The organism is Flexivirga sp., from assembly GCF_051955415.1.
Taxonomy (GTDB): Bacteria; Actinomycetota; Actinomycetes; order Actinomycetales; family Dermatophilaceae; genus Flexivirga.
Window position 1 is genome coordinate 18407 of sequence record NZ_JBQCGS010000105.1, and the last position, 24544, is coordinate 42950.

28 protein-coding genes are annotated in these 24544 nt (G+C 69.0%); 15 read left to right on the top strand and 13 right to left on the bottom strand.

Annotated features, from left to right (window positions below; genetic code table 11):
- The first annotated feature begins 59 nt into the window (after positions 1–59).
- On the top strand, positions 60–995 hold the full coding sequence (locus ACTHL4_RS17135) for a hypothetical protein (protein WP_440283979.1): 936 nt from the start codon (positions 60–62) through the stop codon (positions 993–995).
- A gap of 8 nt (positions 996–1003) precedes the next feature.
- Here the strand turns inward: ACTHL4_RS17135 and ACTHL4_RS17140 are convergent, their stop codons facing one another.
- A complete protein-coding gene (locus tag ACTHL4_RS17140) occupies positions 1004–2383 on the bottom strand; it encodes a hypothetical protein (protein WP_440283980.1) in 1380 nt (459 codons plus the stop codon).
- Complete coding sequence (locus ACTHL4_RS17145; protein WP_440283981.1) at positions 2380–2838, bottom strand: hypothetical protein; 459 nt, start codon at positions 2836–2838, stop codon at positions 2380–2382. Before ACTHL4_RS17145 ends, ACTHL4_RS17140 begins: the two co-directional genes overlap by 4 nt.
- A 324-nt stretch (positions 2839–3162) precedes the next feature.
- Here ACTHL4_RS17145 and cpaB point away from each other — a divergent pair, with 324 nt between their 5' ends.
- The 9 genes from cpaB (at position 3163) to ACTHL4_RS17190 (ending at position 11281) form a co-directional block, all read left to right on the top strand.
- Positions 3163–3897 (top strand): Flp pilus assembly protein CpaB, encoded by a 735-nt coding sequence (cpaB, locus tag ACTHL4_RS17150; RefSeq protein ID WP_440283982.1) that lies wholly within the window; start codon positions 3163–3165, stop codon positions 3895–3897.
- Positions 3894–5504, top strand: coding sequence for an AAA family ATPase (locus ACTHL4_RS17155; protein ID WP_440283983.1), 1611 nt, complete (start codon positions 3894–3896; stop codon positions 5502–5504). Before cpaB ends, ACTHL4_RS17155 begins: the two co-directional genes overlap by 4 nt.
- On the top strand, positions 5501–5851 hold the full coding sequence (locus ACTHL4_RS17160) for a hypothetical protein (protein ID WP_440283984.1): 351 nt from the start codon (positions 5501–5503) through the stop codon (positions 5849–5851). Before ACTHL4_RS17155 ends, ACTHL4_RS17160 begins: the two co-directional genes overlap by 4 nt.
- Positions 5848–7209: a CpaF family protein gene (locus ACTHL4_RS17165; protein WP_440283985.1), complete on the top strand. Its 1362-nt coding sequence runs from the start codon at positions 5848–5850 to the stop codon at positions 7207–7209. The genes ACTHL4_RS17160 and ACTHL4_RS17165 overlap by 4 nt, the downstream gene beginning before the upstream one ends.
- Positions 7206–8132: a type II secretion system F family protein gene (locus ACTHL4_RS17170; protein ID WP_440283986.1), complete on the top strand. Its 927-nt coding sequence runs from the start codon at positions 7206–7208 to the stop codon at positions 8130–8132. The genes ACTHL4_RS17165 and ACTHL4_RS17170 overlap by 4 nt, the downstream gene beginning before the upstream one ends.
- Entirely contained in the window at positions 8129–9046 is a 918-nt protein-coding gene (locus ACTHL4_RS17175) for a type II secretion system F family protein (protein WP_440283987.1), read from the top strand. The genes ACTHL4_RS17170 and ACTHL4_RS17175 overlap by 4 nt, the downstream gene beginning before the upstream one ends.
- A complete protein-coding gene (locus ACTHL4_RS17180) occupies positions 9039–10205 on the top strand; it encodes a sensor histidine kinase (protein WP_440283988.1) in 1167 nt (388 codons plus the stop codon). Before ACTHL4_RS17175 ends, ACTHL4_RS17180 begins: the two co-directional genes overlap by 8 nt.
- 16 nt (positions 10206–10221) lie before the next feature.
- Entirely contained in the window at positions 10222–10896 is a 675-nt protein-coding gene (locus tag ACTHL4_RS17185; protein WP_440283989.1) for a response regulator, read from the top strand.
- 175 nt (positions 10897–11071) lie between these two features.
- Positions 11072–11281: a hypothetical protein gene (locus ACTHL4_RS17190; protein ID WP_440283990.1), complete on the top strand. Its 210-nt coding sequence runs from the start codon at positions 11072–11074 to the stop codon at positions 11279–11281.
- Positions 11282–11372: 91 nt separating this feature from the next.
- On the opposite strand, the gene ACTHL4_RS17195 is transcribed toward ACTHL4_RS17190, so the two are convergent.
- Together ACTHL4_RS17195 and ACTHL4_RS17200 are read right to left on the bottom strand one after the other, a co-directional pair.
- Positions 11373–12002 (bottom strand): hypothetical protein, encoded by a 630-nt coding sequence (locus tag ACTHL4_RS17195; protein ID WP_440283991.1) that lies wholly within the window; start codon positions 12000–12002, stop codon positions 11373–11375.
- A complete protein-coding gene (locus ACTHL4_RS17200) occupies positions 11999–12349 on the bottom strand; it encodes a hypothetical protein (RefSeq protein WP_440283992.1) in 351 nt (116 codons plus the stop codon). The genes ACTHL4_RS17195 and ACTHL4_RS17200 overlap by 4 nt, the downstream gene beginning before the upstream one ends.
- Positions 12350–12383: 34 nt before the next feature.
- Here ACTHL4_RS17200 and ACTHL4_RS17205 point away from each other — a divergent pair, with 34 nt between their 5' ends.
- Complete coding sequence (locus tag ACTHL4_RS17205; RefSeq protein ID WP_440283993.1) at positions 12384–12683, top strand: hypothetical protein; 300 nt, start codon at positions 12384–12386, stop codon at positions 12681–12683.
- Here ACTHL4_RS17205 and ACTHL4_RS17210 read toward each other — a convergent pair.
- The 6 genes from ACTHL4_RS17210 to ACTHL4_RS17235 all read right to left on the bottom strand — a co-directional run bounded on the left by ACTHL4_RS17210 (position 12661) and on the right by ACTHL4_RS17235 (position 17463).
- Positions 12661–13716, bottom strand: coding sequence for an OmpA family protein (locus ACTHL4_RS17210; RefSeq protein WP_440283994.1), 1056 nt, complete (start codon positions 13714–13716; stop codon positions 12661–12663). The genes ACTHL4_RS17205 and ACTHL4_RS17210 overlap by 23 nt on opposite strands.
- 53 nt (positions 13717–13769) lie before the next feature.
- The gene (locus ACTHL4_RS17215; protein WP_440283995.1) at positions 13770–14438 is read right to left on the bottom strand and encodes a pilus assembly protein TadG-related protein; all 669 of its coding nucleotides are present in this window, start codon (positions 14436–14438) and stop codon (positions 13770–13772) included.
- 56 nt (positions 14439–14494) lie between these two features.
- Complete coding sequence (locus tag ACTHL4_RS17220) at positions 14495–14686, bottom strand: hypothetical protein (protein ID WP_440283996.1); 192 nt, start codon at positions 14684–14686, stop codon at positions 14495–14497.
- Between the two features lie 187 nt (positions 14687–14873).
- A complete protein-coding gene (sucD, locus tag ACTHL4_RS17225; protein WP_440283997.1) occupies positions 14874–15758 on the bottom strand; it encodes a succinate--CoA ligase subunit alpha in 885 nt (294 codons plus the stop codon).
- A gap of 36 nt (positions 15759–15794) precedes the next feature.
- On the bottom strand, positions 15795–16967 hold the full coding sequence (gene sucC / locus ACTHL4_RS17230; protein ID WP_440283998.1) for an ADP-forming succinate--CoA ligase subunit beta: 1173 nt from the start codon (positions 16965–16967) through the stop codon (positions 15795–15797).
- A 316-nt stretch (positions 16968–17283) separates the two neighbouring features.
- A complete protein-coding gene (locus ACTHL4_RS17235) occupies positions 17284–17463 on the bottom strand; it encodes a hypothetical protein (protein ID WP_440283999.1) in 180 nt (59 codons plus the stop codon).
- A 259-nt stretch (positions 17464–17722) separates the two neighbouring features.
- On the opposite strand from ACTHL4_RS17235, the gene ACTHL4_RS17240 reads away from it, so the two are divergent.
- Positions 17723–18523, top strand: coding sequence for a M23 family metallopeptidase (locus tag ACTHL4_RS17240; RefSeq protein ID WP_440284000.1), 801 nt, complete (start codon positions 17723–17725; stop codon positions 18521–18523).
- 152 nt (positions 18524–18675) lie between these two features.
- Here ACTHL4_RS17240 and pcrA read toward each other — a convergent pair whose 3' ends face one another.
- Both pcrA and ACTHL4_RS17250 read right to left on the bottom strand, forming a co-directional pair.
- Positions 18676–21105 (bottom strand): DNA helicase PcrA, encoded by a 2430-nt coding sequence (gene pcrA, locus ACTHL4_RS17245; RefSeq protein WP_440284001.1) that lies wholly within the window; start codon positions 21103–21105, stop codon positions 18676–18678.
- Between the two features lie 90 nt (positions 21106–21195).
- Positions 21196–22434 carry an MFS transporter gene (locus ACTHL4_RS17250; RefSeq protein WP_440284002.1) on the bottom strand — a complete coding sequence of 413 codons (1239 nt, stop codon included), beginning with the start codon at positions 22432–22434 and terminating at the stop codon, positions 21196–21198.
- 93 nt (positions 22435–22527) lie between these two features.
- Here ACTHL4_RS17250 and ACTHL4_RS17255 point away from each other — a divergent pair, with 93 nt between their 5' ends.
- Genes ACTHL4_RS17255 through ACTHL4_RS17265 form a run of 3 tightly spaced genes read left to right on the top strand, consistent with a single transcriptional unit; the run spans position 22528 to position 24129 of the window.
- Complete coding sequence (locus tag ACTHL4_RS17255; RefSeq protein ID WP_440284003.1) at positions 22528–23124, top strand: TetR/AcrR family transcriptional regulator C-terminal ligand-binding domain-containing protein; 597 nt, start codon at positions 22528–22530, stop codon at positions 23122–23124.
- 13 nt (positions 23125–23137) lie between these two features.
- Entirely contained in the window at positions 23138–23497 is a 360-nt protein-coding gene (locus ACTHL4_RS17260) for an MmcQ/YjbR family DNA-binding protein (RefSeq protein ID WP_440284004.1), read from the top strand.
- A gap of 59 nt (positions 23498–23556) precedes the next feature.
- On the top strand, positions 23557–24129 hold the full coding sequence (locus ACTHL4_RS17265; RefSeq protein ID WP_440284005.1) for a GNAT family N-acetyltransferase: 573 nt from the start codon (positions 23557–23559) through the stop codon (positions 24127–24129).
- Positions 24130–24147: 18 nt separating this feature from the next.
- Here the strand turns inward: ACTHL4_RS17265 and ACTHL4_RS17270 are convergent.
- Positions 24148–24544, bottom strand: a 397-nt coding sequence (locus ACTHL4_RS17270) for a dihydrofolate reductase family protein (protein WP_440284006.1), incomplete at its 5' end; no start/stop codon positions are given.

The following is a 24544-nucleotide window of genomic DNA, read 5'->3' on the forward strand; positions in this document are numbered from 1 at the left end:
TGGGACCGAAACAGGCCGCGCCCTCGCACGCGCGGCCCCAGCACGTGCGAGAGGCAGAGATGAACGAGCATTCCGCACCCTTTCTCGGGGTGATCGGCCGCGGCGGTGCCGGCGCGACCGACGAACTGTCGATGGTGGCCGTGGTCGACCCGGCCTCTCCGACGTGGGCCACCGATCTGTTCCGCAGCCGCGGCGCGAGCGGCGACGCGGTCGTCTTCGTGCCCGAACTCGAGCGGACACCACAGATCGGTCAGGGCACCCAGCTCGACGAGTTGCTGCCCGAGCGCAGTCCACGCGTCGCCGTCGTGACGTTGCCTACCCATGTGACCGGGATCCTCGCCGCGGTCCGCGATTGCGCCCCACGGTTCGGGCACCGGGCCGAACTCATCGCCGCCGTCCGTGCCCACGTCGCCGCTTCGGACGCCGGAGCCTGGCTGCGCCGCGTGGGCAGGCTCGAGTCGCCCAGCCCGTCCTTCGGACAACACCTGGGTTCGTGGTGGCCCTTCGGTGGCGGCTACTTCGTCACCCTGCACCCGGCCCCGGCGGTGCGACGGCGGCCGACGGCCGTCACGTCCGCAGCCACTCCGCGCGTGCTGCGCACGAGCAGTGCACCGGCGCGCCGCACGGCGGACGCCCTGCGGCGCGCCTACGCGGCCCAGCACCAGGAGGTGCTCGCCGTGCCGCATCGGCCGGCCGCACGGTGGGGCACCGACCGGGCGATCGAGTATGTCGCCACGCCGCACCCGGCCGCTCTGCAGCTGCCGGTGCCCGACGGACGATGCCCCTCCTGCGGCGACCCGATCTGGGGTCAGTGCGCCTTCTGCCATCTCCTGCCGCCTCGACTCGACCACTGGTTGCCGGTCTCCGTGCCGGGGGTCGCACCGCTCGCGGCGACGCCGGGACCGGCACCGGGGACGGCACCCGAGGCACCGCCCCCCACCGTCGGCAAGGCGTTCCAGCTGCCACGCCACCGGCCGACGGCCGACGCGCGCTAGCGGTCGGATCAGGCTCCTCCGCCGCAGCCGGGCCAATCGGCGAATTGTGTGCCGTCCCAGTACTTCCCGCCGGTCGAGGTGAGGTTGCTGGTGTTCACCTCGACGGAGCCACCCACCTTCGCCAGCAGCTTGGCGTCGAAGTCGGCGCCGTAGCTGTGTGCGTCCTCGCTGAAGTTCTGCCTGGTCACGTAGCCGTGATCACGGGCCGCGTCGGTGAACGCGACCATCGTCGGCACCGTGGCGGCGGAACCGACCGCTGCCGCGGGCGGGAAGATCATCGATCCGCCCAGTGCCAGGCCTTGCGACAACAGGAAGTTGTTGGCCACGGTGGCGTCCTGCGAGTTCGTGATCGGCAGCGTGATGGTCGTCTCCTGGTAGGCCGCCGCATCCGGGTCGCCGCCGCCGTAGCCGTCCATCGTGGCGTCCGCCGTGCCAGCGAGCAGTGTCTTGACCGTCACGCCGGTGACCTTCCCGGTCTTGTCGCGGGTCACCTGGGTCAGCACCTTGACCTTGCCGCCCGCGGCGGCTTGCGCTTGCTGCGGCGCCTCGTCGCCGTACAGCAACTGCGCCTGGGCGGAGCCGGACATGTCGGCCTGGTAATAGGCGACCGTCGAGCCGTCACTATTCTGCTGATAGCCCAGCCCTTCGGCGATGCCGACCTTCGCGGCCGCACCATCGGCGACGACCGTGACGTTGGCCGCGGCGCCGCCCTCGATGCCGCCCTCGACGAACTCAGACGTCTGCGGTGGGAGGTCCTTCTTCAACCCGGTGACGTCCAGGGCCTTGTCGGTCAGCCACCGGAAGGGAGTGTCGTGGCCGACCATGTGGTCCTCGATGTTGCTCTGCAACAGCGCGCCCATGACGTTCTCGAGTTCGGCCCGCGAGCGCGCGGTGTAGACCTTGCCCTCGGTGAACTGCAGACCGATGTGCGCGTTGGCATTGGCGCTCGCGCCGTACTTGTCGTTGTCCCAGGTGCCGGTGACGTCGAATCCGACGCCCACCCCGATCGACGCCCCGGCGGAGTCGGCGTGGGTGATGCGGTAGGTCCCGTCGCTCATCCGCTCGACCTGGAACTTCTGGCCCTCACTGCCGGTCACGATGAAGCTCACCGACACCTTGGCGTCCGCCGACTGGGAGTCGATGACGCACGACGTCGGTGGTTGGTGCGCAACAGCCTCCGGGCTGCTCGCCTGACAGCTGCCCTGCCCGAGGGTGACGACCTTGCAGATCGCGGCTCGCGCCTGGCTGGCGAGGGCGGGAGCACCGGTCGTCATCGACGCGACCAGTGCCAGCACCAGCAGCGCGGCGAGGGCCAGCATCCCGGTCGTCTCCAGGGTGGACTGGCCTCGTTCGCGCTGCGCCGCCGCAATTGGCCTGCGACCGCTCATGATCGGGACCCCTCACCCAGGTAGCTGTTGCCCTGGAACGAGCGGTCGCGGCGTTCGGGCCGCACCAACCGGGCACCGAGCGTCACGGTCAACGTGCCGGTCAGGACCAGCAGGACCAGCACGTCCAGCGCGCCGGTGAGCAGCCCCGGGGCGAGAAACAGTTGAGCGACATACGCCCGCCCTGCCCAGGTGGCCGGGTCGAGCAGGAAGCCGATCGCCGATCCCGCCAGCACCGAGCCGGCGAAGGTATGACGCTGCCGGAGCCGCACGCTGCGGCCGGCGAGGATGATCACCGTCGCGATCAGCACGGCGGTGAACACCGCCACGCGCATCACGTAGCCCCGACCGACATCGTTGCCGGCGCCGGCGATCAACGCGCCGGACAGTGCCGCGACGCTACCGCCCACAGCGGTGATCAGCGCCGCTCGCCAGACCGTTCCCACCTGCATGTCCATCGTCATCTCCTCGACCAGCGATCGGCTCCTGCGCCGACCCGAGCAGCCATCGTTCCGGCGGAGCCGGCCCGGCCGGTGGGTCCGAGATCCCCAAAGCGGACCCAGCACGGTTGGGACCGGATGTGGGCCCACGGTCCCTGTCACAACCGGATCACGGTGGCCAACGCTGGTGCCGGGCGGAGCGTCGCGCGCCCGGTGCTCACTCCCCGTGGGATCGATGGAACCGATTTGTGTTCTGGGACATCGACATTCGAGTAACGGCACGCAGCAGATGCGCGCCACACACGGCCGGTGGGCCGCACCCGTCGGAAGGGAAAGACAGCGATGAACCCGCGCCAACGCAGGGGCATGGTGTTGATCATCATTGCGGTCCTCGGAGCCATCGGCGTCTTCGCCGGCGTCTCGTCGTACGTCAGCAACATCAACACCCAGGTCGGTTCGAAAGTCGCTGTGCTGGCTCTCAACAAGTCACGAGCCGCGTTCGCGGTGATCCGCCAGAGCGACCTGACGACCGTCGAGGTGCCCAAGCGATGGGTCGACCCGCATGCGATCACCGACGCCAGCGAGGTGGTGGGCCACCGGCTCGCGATCGGCATCTCCGCCGGCTCGACGTTGACGTCGGACCTGTTGGTGCCGCCGACCGATCAGACCCGGCACGAGCGGTTCATCACCATCAAGGTCGATGCCGTGACCGGTGGCGCCACGACCCTGCGCGCCGGCGACGCGGTCGACGCCTACGCCGTCTACGCGGACGTGGAAGGTCTGTCCAAACAGGTGCGTGTGCTGGTCCACGATGTGAAGGTCGTGACCGTGAGTTCACCACAGACAGAGCAGAATTCGTCATCCGCCAAGGGCACGAGCAGCGCACCGGCGAATTTCATCGCGGTGACCTTGGCGTTGACCGCGCAGGACTCCCTCGCGGTGACCTACGCCGCCGCCTTCGCCGCCGACCTGCGCGTCGTGAAGCTGCCACCGGTCGGCGAGCAGGACCCCAGCACGGACGGCCCGTATGACGCGAACAAGCTCGGCGGCAAAGCAGTGCCGGAGGGATCGAAATGACCAACAGCGTGGTGATCGGCTGCGCCGATCAGGCTCTTGCCTATGAACTGCGTTCCCAGCTGGACGAGATCGGCGATCTGGAGATCGGCTACATCGCCGAGACGACCAGTGAATTCAGCTCTGCGGTCATTCGTTTGGAGCCCGAGGTGGTGATCCTGCACGACGCGATCGGCCCACAGCCGGCCATCGACGTGGTGCGCGAGCTGTCCCTGCGTCGACCGACCATGTCGGCGATCGTGGTCTGCGGGGATCCCTCGCCCGAGTCGCTGATGCCGCTCGTCGAAGCCGGCGCACGAGGCATCCTGACCTACCCGCTGGCCTTCGAAAAGGTCGAGGCACGGATGCGCGCGGCCGCGGAGTGGTCACGCGCTATGAGCGATGTGGTTGCCGCTCCTCATGATCCAGTCGGTGCGATCGGTGCACGAGTCATCTGCTTCACCGGCTCCAAGGGCGGCGTCGGCACCTCGACGGTGGCCACCCATCTCGCGCTCGATGTCGCGCGCGAGGTGCCCGACTTCCGCGTCGCACTGCTCGACCTGGACCTGGAGAAGGGTGACGTCTCGAGTCTGATCGACGTCCGCTACCGCACCTCGATCGCGGACGTGGCCAGAGTCAGCGATGATCTGAACGTCCGCACGGTCGCTGACGCCGTCGTGCCGCACGACTCCGGCCTGCACCTGCTGCTGACACCGCACCAGGTGCAGGACGTCGAATTCATCACGCCGCAATCGGTGCGAGTCATCATCGCCACCCTTCGGCAGGCCTACGACCTGGTCATCGTGGACGGCGGCTCCCACGTCACACCGACCCAGGTGGCCGCCGTCGAACTCGCCGACGAGGTCGTCGTGGTGACCACCCCGGACGTCCTGTCGCTGCGCGGTGTGCGCCGCAACCTCGACTCCTGGGACGGACTCGGCGTCCGCAAGGCCGACACGACGCGCGTGTTGGTCAACAGCAGCAGCAGACGCAATGCGATCCAGGCAGACCTGGTCCACCGTCTCGCCCAGGCGCCGGTGATCTCGGTCGCGTTGCCGTCGTTGCACAAGCAGCTCGAGGCAGCGGTCAACTCCCGCGACCCGCTGACCGTGCGGGAGAGCTCGTGGTGGAAGGCACTGCGCGCCATCGGCAAGGAGATCGAGCTGGTGCCGGTGCAGCCGCGAACGGACGTGGCGGCCGAGGCGATCCAGGCCGAGATCAGCAGCCGGCGCACGCAACGCCGCGGGCGCGGCAGGCGTCGGCGGCGCGACACCGACGGGTCCGGCGCGGAGTCGGGACAGATCAGCATCGAGACGGTCGGCCTGCTGCCCACCATCCTGCTGGTCTGCGTCTTCCTGTGGCAGATCGCTCTGGTCGGCATGTCGTCCATCTACGCATCGCACGCCGCCGACGCCGCGGCCCGGCAGGCCTCGCTCGGTCACGCACCCGGACCGACCGCTTACCAGCAGGTTCCGAGCTACTTCCGCGAGGGGATGAGCGTCGCACCGAACGGCAGTGCGCCGAGCAACGGCGTCGTCAGCGTCCACGTCAAGGTGCCGCTGCTGGTCCCGGGCCTGTTCTCCGGCCCCTGGTCGATCGACGCCACGCGCAAGGTGGTGCAGGAACCGTGACCACCCCGCTCAGGAAGCGAGTCTCGTCCGCTCGGGAACACGGGGTTGCCAGCATCGAGGTCGTCGGCCTGCTGCCGCTGGTTGCGCTGGTCGCCTCGCTGGTCCTGCAGTTCGTCGCAGCGGCATACACGGCACATGCCACGGAGTCCGCCGCTCGCGCCGCCGCGCGCGCCTATTCGCTCGGAGACGACCCGGCCGCAGCCGCGCGCCGGTCGCTGCCGTCCGGCATCCACCCGGTCCGGGTCACCGTCCATGGCCCGCACCATGCGGCGTCGGTGACGGTGCACATCCCGCGATTGAGCGTGCTGCCGCTGGACGACGTCACCAAGACGGTGGTGATGCCATGAGAGGGCACTTCTCGACCGCGTCCGACGAACGCCGCGCCGCACCTGCCCGGCCCGTGCGCCAGGGCGCATCCGCCGTCGGTGACGCCGACGAGGCGGTGATCCGGCGGTTCAAGGCGATCCTGCTGGACGAGATCGACCTGGGCGAGCTGAGCCGGATGGACGCCTCGCAACGCCGGGTGCGGCTCGAGCGGGTCATGGCCCACCTGGTCTCCCGCGAAGGCCTCATCCTCAGCTCACGGCAACGCAATCAACTGGTCCGGCGGGTCGTCGACGAAGCAGTCGGTCTCGGCGTGCTCGAACCGCTGCTGGCCGACGACACCATCAGCGAGATCATGATCAACGGTCACCACGAGCTGTATGTCGAACGCTTCGGCACGTTGCAGCGGATCCCCTCGGCGTTCTCCAGCGAGGAACAACTGGTGCAGACCATCGACCGGATCGTCTCGACCGTCAATCGCCGGGTGGACGAATCGAATCCGATGGTCGACGCCCGGCTGCCACCCGATGCACGGATGCCGCGTGGCGCCCGGGTGCACGTCGTCCTTCCGCCGCTCGCGCTGAACGGGCCGGTCGTCACCATCCGGCTCTTCCCGAAGGCCTACGGCCTGGGCGAGCTGCTGGCCCGCGGCACCCTCGACGCCACCACGGCGGAACTGCTGCGACGCTGCGTCCGGGCTCGCCTGAACGTGATCGTCTCCGGCGGCACCGCCTCCGGGAAGACCACCATGCTGAACGCCCTGTCGGCATTCATCCCCGAGCACGAACGCATCATCACCATCGAGGACGCGGCGGAGCTGTCGCTCGAGCAGGAGCACGTCATCCGACTGGAGACCCGGCCCGCCAACGTCGAGGGCACCGGCGCGGTGCCGATCCGTGAGCTGGTGCGCAACTCGCTGCGGATGCGGCCCGACCGGATCGTCGTCGGGGAGTGCCGGGGCGGGGAAGCGCTGGACATGTTGCAGGCGATGAACACCGGTCACGAGGGTTCGCTGACGACCGTGCACGCCAACACCGCCGGCGACGCACTGACCCGGCTGCAGACCCTGGCCTCCATGAGCGACGTCGAGATCCCGTTCCCCGCGTTGCACGAGCAGGTCAACCAGGCGGTCGACGTGATCGTCCAGCTGCAACGCGGCTCCGACGGCACCCGCCGGGTCGTCTCCTGCGACTACGTCACCTCCGAGTATGACGAGCCGTTCCGGTTGCGGTCGCTGATGCGCTGGGAACCGGCCAGTGCCGAGAATGCTTCCGGCTCAGGACGATTCGTCGTCGGCGCCGCGTTGCCCCGGTTACGCGACCGATTGGCCGCCGCCGGTGAGCGGCTGCCGGACGACATACCGGTCGAGGAGCGCCGATGAACAGCCCCGCCCTGTTGTTGCTCGCCACGCTGACGGTGGCGGCGGTCTTCGTCGCCGGCGTGCGGGACATCGCCGGCGTGCTGAGCGAGCGAGCCCGGCTGCACGACCTCATCCTGGCCGACGACGACGCCCCGCGGTCCCACGGTCTCAGCTCACTCGACGCCCGCTTCCGGCGGACCCGCCCCGGCCGATGGGTGGCCACACAGCTGGCCCTCGCCGGCGTCAAGCGGGCGCCGCTGCACGTCGTCCTGGTGACCGCTGCGTCGGCCTTCCTCGTCGCCCTGGTCCTCGACAAGCTGCTGGCACCCGCCTTCGGCGTCCTCGGACTCGCCCTGACGGTCCAGGGACTGCGGGTCTTCCTGCGCCGGGCCCGCGAGCGCCGGCGCGAGGCGTTCATCCTGCAGATGCCCGAGCTGGCCCGGGTGCTCGCCAACGCCACCGGCGCCGGACTGTCGATCCGGACCGCCATCTCGCTCGCCTCGGACGAACTGGCCGAGCCGGCGTCGGAGGAACTGTCCCGGGTCGCCCGGGCCATGCAGTTCGGCGACTCGTTGGAGAACGGCCTGACCGGCATCCACGACCGGCTGCCGTCCCGCGAGATCCAGGTGCTCGTGTCGACGCTGCTCGTCTCCTCGCGCAGCGGCGGGTCCCTGGTGTCCTCACTGCGGGACATCGCCGACACCCTGGAGGCGCGCAAGGAGACGCGTCGGGAGATCCGCACCACGCTCGCGCAGGCGACGCTGACCGGCTACATGGTCGCCGCGATGGGTCTGCTGATGCTGGTCATGCTCAACACCATCAACGCGGGCACGGTCGAGAAGATGACCACCTCGACGTTCGGCCAGGTCGCCCTGATCGTCTCCGGCGGTCTCTACGCGCTCGGCCTGTTCCTCATCCGCCGCATCACCAGGATCGAGCCATGAGCGGCCACCTGGTCGCGTCCTGGATGCCGGTCGCCGCGGGACTGGGCCTGACGATCTGCTTCGTGCTCTTCCTGGTCGGCTACCGGCGGATGCGTTCGGATGCCGCTGACGGCCTGGCGGTGGAGGACCTGGTACTGCTGCGCGGCGCCCAGCAGGAGGAGGCCAAGGGGTTGCGACCGCTGGAGAAGTTGGCGTCCCGATGGGTGCCGATCGTGCGGCGCGCGCTCGGGCCCAAGCGCACCACCGACCTGCAGCGGCGGATCAACGAGGCGGGCCGGCCGAACGGTATGACGGTCGACTCGTTCCTACGCCGACTCGTCATGTGGTACGTCCTCGCCATACCGCTGAGCCTGATCTTCCTCGGCCAGGGCAACCTCGTCCTGGCGACCGGTCCGCTCGGGGTGCCGCTGTTGATGACGTTCGGCGGGCTGAGCGGCGCTCGCCGCAGACGGCGCGAGGCGATCGACAACGATCTGCCGGACTTCCTGGACATTCTGGCGGTGACCGTCAAGGCCGGTGTCGCGTTCCGGCCGGCACTGGCCCGGGTCGGCGCGCGCTTCGACGGACCGCTCGGCGACGAGATCACGATCGTGCTCGGCCAGTTGCAGAACGGCGCGAGCATCCGCCAGGCCTTCACCGGGTTGAAGGAGCGCAACGCCGCCGCGTCGATGACGCAGTTCGTCGCGGCCTTCCTGCAGTCGGAGGAACTCGGGGCGCCGCTGGCGGACACCCTCAACACGATCGCCTCGGACATGCGGCGCGAGTCGGCCCAGCGGATGCGGCGCACAGCGGCCCGGGCCGCCCCGCAGATCACGCTGATCACGTCGCTCGTCCTCGTCCCGGGCGTGCTCATCATGGTGCTGGTCGGCATCATCATCGGCTCCGGCGCCGACCTCGGGGGCCTCCTTGGTTGACCGTGCGAATCCCGCTGCGCCACTGTCGAACCGGCTCTTCCGGACAGTGGTCCGCAGTGCCCTGTTCATCCGCCTCGTGGCGCTGGTGCTGGCGGTCGCCGCGTCGCTGGCCGGCAGCCGGCGGGCCGACTTCTGGGTGTGGGCGCTGCTCCTCGCGGCCCTGACCTTCGTCGGCATCACCGATCGGGTGGACGGGATCGGCTGGCTGCAACGCCACCCGTCACTGGCGGTGCTGGACGTCGGTGTCGTCATCACCATGATCTCGGTCGCCGGACCGGACAACGTGCTGCTGCTCGCGACGTTCCCGGCGGCGCTGCTCATCGGCGCGCTCTTCCCGTGGTTCGTGTCCGCGCTGCTGTTGTTCATCCTGCAACTGGGCTACCTCAGCGCCGTCGAGGCGCACGGGGGTCTGGCGCAGTCGCCATACATCGCGACGGTGGGGGTGCCGTTCGTCTATCTGGCAATGGCCGGCATCGGCGGCGCCATCAGCCACGGCACCCGGCAGCTGACCGAGATGCTCCTCGAGCTGCAGCGCGTGCAGGGCGAGCGGGTCGCGGCCGACGAACGCGCCCGGCTGGCGCGCGACATGCACGACTCGCTGGGCAAGACGATGCACGGCATCGCGTTGTCGGCGGCATCGCTGCCGCACTGGATCGAGCACGATGCGTTGCGCGCGAACTCGCTGGCCGCCGACCTCGCCGCACACGCCGAACGCGGCGCACAGGAGGCGCGGGCCATCCTCGTCGGCCTGCGCACGCACCAGACCGACCGACCGTTGCTCGAAGTGCTCACCGAGCGGTGCCACCAGTGGTCCGAGGCGACCGGCATACCCGTCCGTACCCGCAGCGAAGGGGTCGCCGACGTCGACGATCACCGGCGGGAGGTCGTGCTGGCCGTGCTCGCCGAGGCGCTGGAGAACGTGCAGCGGCACGCCGAGGCACAGGCGGTCGACGTGGTGTTCGCCGGCGACGCACGCCACGTGGCGCTCAGCATCGAGGACGACGGCGTGGGATTCGCCGACAGTCCGGCCGCGGCCGTGCAGCGCAAACGCTTCGGGCTGCTCGGGATGTACGAACGGGCCGCTGCCGCCGAGGGGTCGCTGTCGGTCGCGCCGCGCGCGCCCCGAGGCACCATCGTCCAGCTCTCCCTCCCCCGATGAAGGAGCATCCGCCGTCATGACCACCATCGACACCCACCGCACCACTTCCCGCCCCGACCGGGCGCGGCTGCGCGTCGCAGTGGTGGACGACAACGAGATCATCCGGGTCGGGCTGCGCAACATGCTCGAGGTCGACGCCTGCCTGGAGGTGGTCGGCGAGGCCGGCGACGGCCGTGCCGCCATCGACCTCATCCGCCGCGAACGGCCCGACGTCGCACTGGTCGACGTGCGCATGCCGTTCACGGACGGGATCAGCGTCGCCCAGGACGTCCACGATGTCACCCAGGTGCTGATGCTCACCTACTCCGACGCACCCGACGTCGTGCGCGGCGCACTGACCGCCGGCGCCCGCGGCTACCTGGTCCACGGCGCGTTCTCACCGACCGAACTCTCGGCGGCCATCCGATCGGTCGCGCAGGGCGGCTCGGTCCTGTCCCAGGCCGCGATCGACGCCGTGCACAGCGCACTCACCGAGTCCGCACCCACTCCCGACGCGAGCCGGCACGACATCTACGGCCTCAGCAGGCGCGAACTGGAGATCATGGACCTCATCGCCGCCGGACTGGCCAACGGTGAGATCGCCGGCAAGCTCTTCCTGGCCGAGAAGACGGTCAAGAACCACGTCAACCACATCTTCGCCAAACTCGGTGTCACCACCCGCTCCGCCGCAGTGTCCTTGTGGCTGACCTGACAATCCGTTCCGTTGTGTGCGTCGGGTGCAGATGGGCCCGGGAATGGGCCCGCAGGCCCTGCCGTCGAATCGACCTCGCGCCTAATGTTTTCCTCATCAGCACAACAAATCCCCGTGGGGGACGGGAGCATTCTTCCCGACAAATCATCCCGTGAATTGTTCAAGGAGAAAACCAATGACTCGTGCACTCGTGGCAACCCGCGTCCGGCTCGTCAAGGCATTCGAGGAGCGCGCCGAAAAGGGGCAGGGCACACTGGAATACGTCGGCATGATCGCTCTGGCGGCGCTGCTGGTCATGGCGATCGTCGGGGCATTCGGCAACGGCAAGACGCTCGCCACCAAGGTGGCCGGCGCGATCAGCGACATCACCGGCATCGGCGGCTGAACACCGGCCACAGCACAGACAATGGCCGCCTCCATCAAGGAGGCGGCCATTATTCTCGCCATTTCACGAACGTTCGTATGTCGCGTTCAGTTCATTTTTGTGCCGACGTGCTGCGCAGGGATCCGCAAATGGTCTCGACCTGCAAGGGCCCGACCAACGATGGTGGCGCCTTCGCCGTGACCGAGACGAATTGCCCGGCGGCGGTGCTGCCCATCAGCACGAACGTCTGCACACCGGGCGACACGTTGTGATCGGTGTAGGCGAATTGGTAGGCGGCCCGCAGCCCGGGCCACGCCACCTTGACCATCCGCAGATCCTTGACGTGCTCGACATCGAGCAACTGGCCACGGAACGCCTTCGCTTCCTGCTCCGCCGACTTGGTGTCCTCGCCGTGTGACCAGGTCATGCCGATGGCGACCCGCTGACCGCCCTCGCGACGGTTGGAGGCGTAGGTGACGGTCGTGGACCTGCTCTGCCGGACCTGATCGCCCTGCTGCTCGAATGTCGACGGCATGGCGATCGAGACCGGTCCCCTGGTGAGCCGGCCGGCGCCGCTGGGCCCGTCCGACGCCGGGAAGATCGGCTTCCCCGCGCTGGTCGCCGAGGGCGGCAGCGACGTCGACGGTGCTGCGGACGTGCCGGCATCGCCGGATCCCCCTCCGCACCCCGCGGCCAGCAGCAGCGTTCCCACCACGGCAGTGGTCACCGGCAGCCGTCTCATGATCCCACCCGCACATCGGTCAGGTCGTGGAAGCCGGGAAGGGTGACGTTGACCGACGTCGTGCCGGTGGGCAACGCGGGAAGGACGGCATACAGGACGGCGCCGTCGGCGTTGACCGAGTCGGGCAGGTCACTGCACGCGCACGCGTTGTCCTGCCCGTCGTGTCCCGACACCGGCACGTATGTGTAGGGATGCAGCGTGTGCTTGGTCTTCGGATCGACCACCCCGAGCTGCCGCGTGTCGAACAACGGCGGCCGCGCCAGCTGGAACGACTTGGTGTCCGCGGTCGCGGATGTGGCGCTCTTCAGCCGCCAGGTGACCCGGGTCGCGTCCGCCGAGGCCTTCACCTGCAGCACCTCTGCGATCACCGCGGATGACCCGGTGCTCGTCTGCAAGGTGCCCTTGCTCGAGGCCAGCACCGGCAACTTGTCGCTGGAGCCCATCACCTTCGCGATCGCCGCGTCGGTCGCGGATGATCCCCGGGCCGAAGCACCGGAGGATCCGCCGGACGGTTCTGCCGATGCGCGGGTCGAGCGGGGGGTTCCGGAGGATGAGGAGTGCACCCGCGGCGAGTCGTCGCTGCAGCCGGCGACAGCGATGGTCAACAGCGCCGCGGCGGCGCACGAGGCGAAGCGGGTGGCGGTGATCGATGCGCCGGTCATCGCCGGCCTCCCGTCGTGAAGGTGACGGTGACCCTCCGGTTGAGCTTGCGCCCGTCCGCTGTCGCGTTGTCGGCGACCGGGTCGTTCTCGCCCGTGCCGGACGAGGTGTAGGTCAGCTCGGGCTGGTGCACCAGCTTCTGCAAGGCCTGGCGGACCGCACGCGCTCGCTGCTCCGACAGGGTCTGGTTGAACGACTCGCTGCCGGTGCTGTCGGTGTAGCCGACGACCGACACGTTGCCGGTGCCCTTCTCGGACAGCTGTGCCGCGACCTTGTGCAGCGTGCCCTGGGCCTGCGGTGTCAGGTCGGCCTTCCCGTAGGCGAAGAGGACATCGGTGTCCACCGAGATCGCGGTGCGGTCCGCCGTCCGTTTGGTCGCCGTGTCCGGGTCGGCGACATTGCTGACCAGCGGCCGGATCGACTGCTGTGCATCGGCTCGCTTGATCGTTGCTGCGTCGGGCAGCTGAGGCCATCCCTTGCCGAGCATCACCGGCGACGCCGCCGTCGCGGGCGCGGGCAACGTGTCGGTGACCGGCACGTCGACGACGAGGTTGCCGTAGCCGAACTGCACGGTGACGCTGGTGAGGTCCTGCGGCAGCGGTGGCAGGAGCGCCCAACCGACCTCGGGTGCGGTCGTCCCCGCATAGTCGGTGACGTCGGATTGGTTGCTGCACAAGCATTTGCGGTCGTCGGTGGCCAACGGAAGGTAGTACTTCAGGTCCTTGGTGTCGACCACCGCGACCGACCATGCCGCGCCGATCTGGTAGGGCGTGCCGATGCCCTTGCCGGGCATGACGGCGCCGGGTTTGGCGCCCTTGCCGCCGATCGAGTAGTAGACCGCCGTGCCGCCGGGCACGCGGACGACGGCGTGGATGGCGCCGTGCACGACTTCCTCGGACGGATCGTTGTAGCTGCTGTAGACGAACGTGCCCGCGACGGGTATGTCGCCGGATCCGTCGTCCGCCGCGGAGGCGGGCACGGCCGCGGCACCGGCCAGGAGTACGGCGGCGGACGCGATGACGGCTCCTCCTCGGGCTCGCACACTGGAAAACACGTCGGGTGGTTCCTTTCTCTGGCAGCTCACATCAACGAACTCGATGGCGTCGCTCACTCCACCAGGCGAGCTTTCAACATATTGCGCAGCGCCTGCGGATCGTGCAGGACGAGCTGCCCGTCTTGGAGGTCGTAGTCGATCGTCATACCGCCGCACACGAGCCGCACCGGCTCGGCCGGCGCGCTGCTGCTCGGCGAGGGAGAACTCGAGGCGCTCGAGCTCGGGGTCGGAGTGGGCGATGGCCTGGAGGTCGGCAGGTCGTCGAAGTGGCAGGCGCCCCACAGGACTCCGGTGCGGGCGACGGCCTTCGCCTTCGAGTGCTGCCCGCCGGACAATGCCGCGATGGATGCCACGTCGACCGTCGCCCGGTCGGACCGCCAGTCGTAGCAGTAACTGGTCACCCGGGATCCGTTGTCCGTCGCGAGCCTGCGGGCCTCGGACTCCCCCAGCCCGCAGGAGAAGGTCTGCGGCTCGAACGGTCCGACCGGCAGCGTCGCCAGATCCTCGACGACGTGGTCGATGACGGTGCCTGCTCCCGCCAGAGCTGCGGCGTCGGCAGCGTTCTGGGTGGCGGACTTCTGGTTGACGGCGGAGCCGATCGGCAGCATCACCCAGAACGTCACGGCGACCAGTGCCAGCACCGAGCAGATGATCAGGCCGGTGGCCACCTGACCGCTCTCGTCCTTCGCTCCACGACATACGACGCGCATCGCACGGCTCATCCGGCACACCTCCTCTCGACCATGGACGTCCGCGCTTGGACGCAGCAGGTGACCGATCAGATCCCGGTGATCTTGCTCAGGGCTCCACCGACGACGTCGGCGAGGCTGGTGCCCTTGCCGAACGCGGCGACGATGGCCAGCACGAGCAGCGCCGCGAGGGCGATCATGCCGACATACTCCAGGCTGCCCTGGCCGCGTTCGTCCCTGGTCCGGACGGAACGCCACGGCGCGACGCAACGTCTGATCATCGAGAGGCTCCTGTCCCGGTCGGCGGAGGAGGCGTATGGAGGTTCGACGCTACCGACCGGCGTGGATCTGTCCCAGGGTCCACGGGCCCAGTGGTGCCACGCGACCGAGAGGAGTAGCAAACGACCGAGAGGAGTAGCGAATCCAGTGGATTCGCTACTCCTCTCGGTCAGTCGGTGCTCCGCTCGATCAGGCGAGTTCCTTCAGGATCTCGCGCATCAGCTCGGCGGTCTCGGACGGCGTCTTGCCGACCTTCACGCCCGCGGCCTCCAGGGCCTCCTTCTTCGCCGCGGCGGTGCCGGACGACCCGGAGACGATGGCGCCCGCGTGGCCCATGGTCTTGCCTTCAGGGGCGGTGAAGCCCGCGACATACCCGACGACGGGCTTGGTCACGTGCTCCTTGATGTATGCCGCAGCGCGCTCCTCGGCGTCGCCGCCGATCTCACCGATCATCACGATCGCCTTGGTGTCCGGGTCGGCCTCGAACGCCTCGAGTGCGTCGATGTGCGTGGTGCCGATGACCGGATCGCCGCCGATGCCGATCGCCGTGGTGAAGCCGAAGTCACGCAGCTCGTACATCATCTGGTAGGTCAGCGTGCCTGACTTGGACACCAGGCCGATCGGGCCCTTGCCCGCGATGGTGTGCGGGGTGATGCCGGCCAGCGACTCCTCCGGGGTGATGATGCCGGGGCAGTTCGGGCCGATGATGCGGGTCTTCTTGCCGATGGAGTAGTTGTAGAACTCGGCACTGTCTTTGACCGGGATGCCCTCGGTGATGACGACCAGCAGCGGGATCTCGGCGTCGATGGCCTCGATCGCGGCGTCTTTGGCGAACTTCGGCGGCACGAACGCGACCGACACGTTGGCGCCGGTGGCCTCCATGGCCTCCTTCACGGTGCCGTAGACGGGCAGCTGCTGGCCGCCGATCTCGGCGGTGGTGCCGGCCTTGCGGGCGTTGACGCCGCCGACGATGTTGGAGCCGGCCTCGAGCATGAGCGCCGTGTGCTTGGAGCCCATGCCTCCGGTCATGCCCTGGACGATGATCTTGCTGTCAGCATCCAAAAAGATTGCCATTGCTTGCTTTTCCTTAAGTTCGTATGCCGTCAGCGGTCACTTGGAGGCGAGCTCGGCGGCTCGGGCCGCGGCGCCGTCCATGGTGTCGACCTGGGTCACCAGCGGGTGGTCGAGCTCGTCGAGGATCGCCCGGCCCTTGTCGACGTTGTTGCCGTCGAGGCGCACGACCAGCGGCTTCGTGGCGTTGTCGCCGAGGATCTCCAGGGCGCCCTTGATGCCGTTGGCGACCTCGTCACACGCGGTGATGCCACCGAAGACGTTGACGAAGACCGACTTCACCTGCTCGTCGCCGAGGATGACGTCCAGGCCGTCGGCCATCACCTGGGCGTTGGCGCCACCGCCGATGTCCAGGAAGTTGGCGGGCTTGACGTCATACTGCTCACCGGCGTAGGCGACCACGTCGAGGGTGGACATGACCAGGCCCGCGCCGTTGCCGATGATGCCGACCTGACCGTCGAGCTTGACGTAGTTGAGGCCCTTCTCCTTGGCCTTGGCCTCGAGCGGGCCCGCGGCACCCTTGTCCTCCAGCGCCGCGTGGTCGGGGTGGCGGAAGTCGGCGTTGGCGTCGAGGGTGACCTTGCCGTCCAGCGCCACGATGTCGCCCGCGCCGGTCTGCACCAGCGGGTTGACCTCGACCAGGGTGGCGTCCTCCTCGCGGTAGACGTCCCACAGCTTCTCCAGCACGGGGGCGATCTTGGCGCCGAGCTCGGCATCGAAACCGGCGGCGTCCACGATCTCCTGCGCCTTGGCCGCGTCGATGCCCACATTGGGGTCGACGGCGACGCGGGCGAGGGCCTCGGGGCGCTCGACGGCCAGCTGCTCGATCTCCATGCCGCCCTCCTTGCTGCACATCGCAAGGTAGCTGCGGTTGGCCCGGTCGAGCAGGACGGAGAAGTAGTACTCCTCCTTGATGTCCGCACCCTGGGCGATCATCACCGTGCCGACGGTGTGGCCCTTGATGTCCATGCCGAGGATCTCGCTGGCGCGGTCCCGCGCTTCCTCCGGCGACTTGGCGACCTTCACGCCGCCGGCCTTGCCTCGGCCACCGGTCTTGACCTGCGCCTTGACCACGGTCACGCCACCGGAGGTAGCCCCGATCTCGGCAGCAGCCTGCTCGGCCTGCTCCGGCGTCGTGGCGGTCTTGCCGGCGAGCACCGGCACGCCGTGCGCCTCGAACATGTCGCGCGCCTGATATTCGAAAAGATCCACGCGGAATCCGTCCTCGTCCCGGGAGTCGACCCCGCGGACCGGCCGGTCGCCGTATGGCGGCGAGCGCGGTACGAGGCAGGCCCCCTCATTGATTCGTGATGAACTTCTGAAGGGATGAAGGTCGCCGTGACGGCCGCTGGACGGCGTGTCCGGGACCTCGTTGTCCAGGTCGGATGCTAGTAGCCCGGCGGCCACCCGCACAGGTGGGGCCCAGGGATACCGGCCGGTACGTGACTGATCTCACGCGATACGGTCCCCTCTGGCCCAGCGCTCACCACCTCGTCTCAAAGATCCGGGCGTCAGGTGAGGCGGCGGGTCATCGGGACGCGGCCTCGCGTGGCGATGGCAGCCAGAGCCGCTGCCGCAGCGACGGCGGCGCGCCCAGAGACGCGAATGTCGCACTGTCCGCGTGGGATTCGGCATTCGACATCGCGGTGGAGGTCAACGTCGCCACCAGCACGAGTAGCCCGAAGACGCCGCCGATGAGCACGAACACCCAGAATCCGGCGGTGTCGTACCCCCGCTCGACATACAGGAAGGCACCGTCACCGAGCCGTTCGTCGATGGCCTGTTGCGCGGCGGCGACGCGGCCCGGGATCAGTGCGGCCGGTCCGACGGATCCCGGTCGACCCTCGACCTACCGCGGCAGTACGCAACTTCTAGGATGGTGCGGGTGCGCGCCCCCTGCCCCGACACCTCCCGAACGCAGATCGATGACCACCGACCGATGTCCACTGACCGATGAACACTGACCGATGAGCAGGTACGAGGGCCGGCACCGCCTGAAGCAGGGCCGGGCACGTGGTCGTCACCGCGCGGCGTCCGTTCGCGGCCGGAGACTGCGCCGGGTGGGCCTGCCCACCGGGGTCGCCCTCGCAGCGACCGTCGGCGGCGTCGTGGTCTCGGGCATCGCGCCGATGCCGTTCGGCGGCCGGAGCCTGGCCATGGACCCCGGGCTCTACGACGCGAGCGCGGCAACGATCACCACGAGCGCCGTACAGCCGTCACCCGTCGTGACCCCTGAGCGGTCACTGCCCGGGGCGGCGTCACGGGACCGTGCGCCCGCCCGACCGGACACGAACGGTGCGTCGGCAGCGGCGACCACCGCGACCGCGGCGAACAGCAAGACCGTGTCCGAGACGTCGGCTGATGTCTGGACCTGCGCGGTCGCCGGCTGCGCCGGACCGATGGTGTCCGGCTTCGGCGCGCGCGTATCCCCCGGCGGGATCGGTTCGACCTACCACCGGGGCGACGACTTCGCGGTCGCCTGGGGCACTGCGCTGCGCTCGATGCACACCGGCACCGTCATGTCGACCGGCTGGGTCTCGGGCCTCGGCATCCATGTGACGATCGATTACGGCGGCGGCACCCAGAGCGTCTACGGGCACATGTCCCGCGTCGACGTCGTGCCCGGTCAGCGGGTCTCGCGCGGACAACTGGTCGGGCGCTCGGGCAGCACCGGGATCTCGACCGGTCCCCACTTGCACCTGGAGATCCATCTGGACGGCGTGGCGGTGGACCCGACTCCCTGGCTCAGAGCGCACGGGATCTACTGAGCGCCTCCACCGTGCCGGCCGAAGGACGGACAAACAGCATCAGCAGCTTTGACACGCAGACGAAGAACGAGTCTGCGGGTCACCGTGCCGGCCGGAGGACGGACAAACAACATCAGCAGCTTTGACACGCAGACGAGGAACGAGTCTGCGGGTCAAAGCTTCTCGACCGGCGCGTAGCGCAAGAGCAGCCGCTTCACCCCGGTGTCGCCACCGAAGTCGATGTGCGCCATCGCCCGGTCGCCCTGGCCCTCGACGCGGATGACCGAACCGAGCCCGAACGTGTCATGGGTGACCTTGTCGCCCGCGTCGAGGGAGATGATCGGCCGGTTGCCGGGGCTGCGGACGCCCGGCTTCGCGGCGAGCCGCGCGACGGCCGGCGTCGAGGAGGGACGCGTCGCTGTGGTGGTGACCCGCTGCCAGTCGACCAGTCCGGACGGGATCTCGTCGAGGAATCGTGACGGCGGGTTGTACTGCGGCGCACCCCAGGCGGAGCGCACCTCGGCGCGTGACAGGTGCAGGCGCTCCCGCGCGCGGGTGATGCCGACATACGCCAGCCGGCGCTCCTCTTCCAGCTCCTTGGGGTCGCCGAGTGCCCGCAGGTGCGGGAACGTGCCGTCTTCCATGCCGGTCAGGAACACGACCGGGAACTCCAGCCCCTTGGCCGTGTGCAACGTCATCAGCGTGACGACTCCGGCGTCCTCGCCGTCCTCGTCCGGGATCTCGTCGGTGTCCGCGACCAGCGACACCTGCTCGAGGAAGTCCTCCAGCGATCCGCCCGGGTAGTTGTCGTCGAATTCCTTTGCCACTGCGATCAGTTCGGCGAGGTTCTCCACGCGGGTCTCGTCCTGCGGGTCGGGGCTGCGACGCAACTCCGACAGATAGCCGGTCTGATCCAGAATTGCCTCCAACAGCTCCCCCACGCCGGTGTCCTCGGATTCGTGCACCGTGCGCAGCGACTCCAACAAGGCGGTGAAGGCGTTGATGCAGGTGACGGACCTGGTGGCGATGCCCGGTGCGTCTCCCGCGCGGCCGAGAGCTGCGATGAACGGGATGCGTTCGCGTTCGGCCAATGCCGAGACACACGCCTCGGCCCGGTCGCCGATGCCGCGCTTGGGCACGTTGAGGATGCGGCGCAGGTTGACCGTGTCGGCCGGGTTGGACACCACTCGCAGGTAGGCCAGCGCGTCCTTGACCTCACGCCGCTCGTAGAACCGCGTGCCACCGACCACCTTGTACGGAAGCCCGACCCGGACGAAAACCTCTTCCAGCGCACGCGATTGGGCGTTGGTGCGGTAGAAGACGGCCACGTCCTTGGGCTTGACTCCGTGCCCGTCGCCGAGCTGGTCGATGCTGCGGGCGACGAAGGCGGCCTCGTCGTGCTCGGAGTCCCCGACATACCCGATGATCTGCGCGCCCGCACCCGACTCCGACCAGAGGTTCTTGGGGCGGCGCCCTTCGTTCTTGGCGATGACGGCGTTGGCCGCCTGCAGGATGTTCTGGGTGGATCGGTAGTTCTGCTCCAGCAGGATGGTGTGCGCGTCGGGGTAGTCCTGCTCGAACTCCACGATGTTGCGGATGGTGGCGCCCCGGAAGGCGTAGATGGACTGGTCCGCGTCGCCCACCACGCACAGCTCGGCCGGCGGGACCTGACCCAGAGCGGCGTCCGAGACCTCATGCCCGACAAGCTCTTTCACCAACGCGTACTGAGCGTGGTTGGTGTCCTGGTATTCGTCGACCAGCACGTGCCGGAAGCGCCGCCGGTAGTGCTCGGCGACGTCCGGGAAGGCCCGCATGATGTTGACCGTGGTCATGATCAGGTCGTCGAAGTCGAGCGCGTTGGCCTGCCGCAGCCGACGTTGGTATGACGAGTAGGCCTCGGCCAGCGTCCGCTCCTGATGGGTGCCCTCGACGACCTGCGAGGCGTAGGTCTTCTCGTCGATCAGTTCGTTCTTGAGGTTGCTGACCTGATGACTGAACGACCGCGGCGGGAAGCGCTTGGGATCGAGGTCCAGGTCCCGCATCACCAGCGCCATCATCCGCTGGCTGTCCGCGGCGTCGTAGATGGAGAACGTCGACTTGAGCCCGACCTTGGTGGCTTCCCGACGCAGGATCCGCACGCAGGCGGAGTGGAAGGTGGAGACCCACATCGAGCGGGCCACCGGACCGACCAGGGCCTCGACGCGCTCGCGCATCTCGGCCGCAGCCTTGTTGGTGAAGGTGATCGCCAGGATCTGTCCGGGCTGCACGTGACGTGCGGCCATCAGGTGGGCGATGCGGTGCGTCAGCACCCGGGTCTTGCCGGAGCCTGCGCCGGCGACGATGAGCAAGGGCGGGCCCTCGTGCAGCACCGCCTCGCGCTGCTGCGGATTGAGGCCGGCGACGAGACTCTCCGGATCCGCCATCGACGGGCCGGCCGGTTTGTCGGCGGCACGCGGAGCCTCCTTACCGAGGCTCGCCCACGTCGGCACTCCTCGCTCGTCGACATCGGTGGGCTGCTTGGTGGGCTGCTTGGTGGGCACTGTCGCGGAGGCAGCGTCGGAAGGGAGGCCGGGCAGGGGGAGGTCGTCGAAAAGGCTGCTCATCTCGGGGTCAAGCCTAGACAACAGCACCGACGGGTGCTGTCTGCGCTCGACCGTGCTCCACCCACCTCGCCCGGCTCTGACACCGAGCGCTCATCGAGCCTCGGGGCATGCGGGAACCGGTTGCGCCTGCGGGCACGCCGTCGCGGCGCGCCGGGCACCTCGCACCGCCAGCAGCGCCGCGGCCGCGACGAGGGCGACATCCAGGACGCCGTACCCGATCAGCGTGGGCCGCAGGCCCCAGTCCTGGGCCGCGAGGCCGGCGACGACGGCCGGCACGCTGAACGCCGTGTAGCCCAGCACGTAGGTCGCCGCGAAGGTCTGGGCGCGCTTGTCCGCGGGGGTCACTGCGGCGATGGCGGCGACCGCGGCCTGGAAGGTGACGCCGAACCCGACCCCGGCCACGGCCGACCCGATGACGTATACCGCGCTGGAACTCAGCAGCACGCCCGCGATGGTGAGCACCACTCCCCCGCCCAGCGAGCCCAGTCCGAGCGGGCGGCGCGCGGGTTGCGGCACGAGGTGGATCACCAGCAGCACCAGCCCTGCCGGCGCGAAGAAGGTTGCCAGCACCAGCCCGACGACGAAGTGGTCACCGACGCCGAACAGTCGCGAGACCGCGGACGAGCCGAGGGAGAGGTAGAGGCCACCCAGTGCCCAGGTGGCCGCGAGCGCGGGCGCCCAGGCGACGAACGTGGAGCGTGCCTCGGCCGCGACTCCGACGCTCGGCCGCAATGCTCGTGCGAGCGTGCGACGGCCGGCCCGTGGCCGCGCATCCTCCGGCGCAAGCAGCGCGACGAGGGCAAGGAGCACGTAGCAGCCGAACATGACCCAGAAGACCAGCTCCCGGGGCCACGGCGCGTGCTGCACCAGGGCACCGGCCAATGCCGCACCGAGCGCGAGCCCGAAGCCCGGTGCGCCGCCGGTCACGATGGAGCCGGTGTGCGAGCTGGGCTGCAGGTCCAGGATCAGTGCGCTGACCGCGCCGGTGATGGCCCCGGTGGCGACGCCCTGGATGATTCGCGCGAGCAGCAGCGCGCCCACGCCACCGGCGTTCGCGAAGATCACCATGGCGACCGCGAGCAACAGCAGCCCGCCGACGAGCATCGGCCGCCGGCCGACGTGATCCGCCATCGAGCCGATGGTGAGCAAGGTGCCGAGCAGGGCCACGACATACACGGCGAAGATCACCGTGAGCGTGAAAGACGAGAAACCCCAGAGCTGTTGGTAGACCGGGTAGAGCGGCGACGGTGCTGCGGCGCCGGCCATCAGTCCGAGCAGCGCCAGGCCGGCGACGACGAAGCCGACAGGGCGGGACAGGCGGTACGACATACAAACCTCGCTAATTGCGATGGTTATTGCTTTAGTCGCAGACAGTACGCCTCCGGTGGCACTAATGCCAAGCGCACTGCAATAATGGCAGGTATGTCGACGGCGTCCAAACACCAGTCCACGCCCGTGAAGCGCCGCCCCGGCGGCCGGAGCGCCCGCGTGCAGGACGCCGTTTACAGCGCCGTCGGCAAGCTGATGGCAACACAGCGCCCCGATCAGATCACCATTCCGATGGTCGCCGAACTCGCCGGCGTCAATCCGACGAGCGTCTATCGGCGCTGGGGCGACATCGATGCCCTGCTCGAGGAGGTCGCCGTCGCGGCGTTCACCCGCGAGGACGAGGTCCTGCCCGACACCGGGTCGCTGGAGGGCGACCTGCGCGAGTGGGCGCGGGTCCTCACCGAGGACATCGTCCGGCCACGCCGCACCCGCTACTTGCGCGCCATGGTCAACGCGCGCGACGGGGTGCTCCTGGACGCGTGCCCGTGCTGGACGGCGCGCCGGGAGCAACTCGCCGAGATGATCAGCCGCGCGACGGCCCGCGGCGAGAGCACGCCCTCGGTCGAGCAGGTGCTCAACCACGTCATCGCGCCGATCTACCACCACGTCGTGTTCGCGCTCCCCGCCGACGCCGCGTATGCCGAGGGTCTGGTCAGCGACGTCATGTCGATGCGTTCGAGGAACGCCTGAAGCGCCGCCGGCCATGGCTGCTGTCGAGGACGTCCTGGCGCTGGGCAACGACCTGGAGCGCTCCTACCCGGTCCACGTGCGCGGCAGGTTGAAGTTCCGGGTCGGTCAGATCGTCTATGTCGCCTTCTCCCCGGACGAGACCGTGATGGGCTTCGGCTTCCCCAAGCAGGAGCGGGCAGACCTGGTCGCGAGTGAGCCCGAGAAGTTCGAACTGCCGTCGACGTCCGATCTGCGATTCAACTGGGTCCACGCCCGGCTCGCGTCGCTGGACCCGGTCGAGGCCCGGGAGCTGGTCGTCGACGCCTGGCGGATGGTGGTGCCCCAGAAGCTCTCGCGCGCCTACGACCTCACCCACCCCAGCGGCCCGGGCTGAGCTCTCACTGCCGGAAACCCCGGTGGTCCACTCCCGGTCTACCGTGTGATCATGCAGCAATGGACCAGGACTCCGTCGTTTCGCGAATTCGCCTGATACAGCCCACTGTTCAGCTGCACGAGGAGTTCCTGGAGTGCGCGTTCGAGTTCGGCGAAGGCCACCGTGACGGCTTCGCGACCGACTCCGTCAGCGACGCCGCGCTCCAGGACCGCGAGCAGTTCAGCGCATGGGTCGCCACACGCGCCTCCTACGCCGACGAGGGCACCGATCTCCCGCCGGATCGCGTCCACGACACGTTGTCCTGGATCGTCGACGAACGGGAACCGACGCGCATCCTCGGGTCGATCTCGCTACGGCACCGGCTCAACGACTTCCTGCTCGCCGTCGGCGGTCACATCGGGTATGGCGTCCGCCCGTCCGCTCGCCGTCAGGGTGTCGCAACGGCTGCGCTGAAGCTATCCCTCGAGCAGGCGAGAAGCCTTGGCCTGCAGCGGCTTCTGGTGACCTGTCAGCAGGACAACACCGGCTCGGCGCGGACCATCGAACGCAACGGTGGCGTGCTCGAGGACGTCCGCGAGACGCCCGACCACGGCACGATCCGCCGCTACTGGGTCGATCTCACGAGGGACTGAGGCGCGCCGCCTGGTGTGTCACGCCGGCCGGCGAGCGACTTTGTAGCGCACGTCGATTCGTTGCCCCACCTGCCGCACGTCGACGAGAGACAGCCGCTCCGACGTGATGCGGCGCGGCAGCATCGACGCTCCGGTGTCGAGCGCGACGGGGACCATCCCGAGACAGATCTCATCCAGGGCACCGGCATCGTCGAACGCCCCGACCAGCTCACCGCCACCGAGCAGCCACACCTTCCGCTCGCCGGCGGACGCGCTCACCGCGTCACGATGGTCGGCGACGTCTCCGGAGACGAAGCGGATGTCCGCGCCCGGGACGGTGGGGAGGGCGCGGTGTGTGAAAACCCAGGTCGGCCGGTCGCCGTACCAGTCGTGCCACTTGTCGGGCTGGTCCACCACCTGCTCGTGATCGAGCACC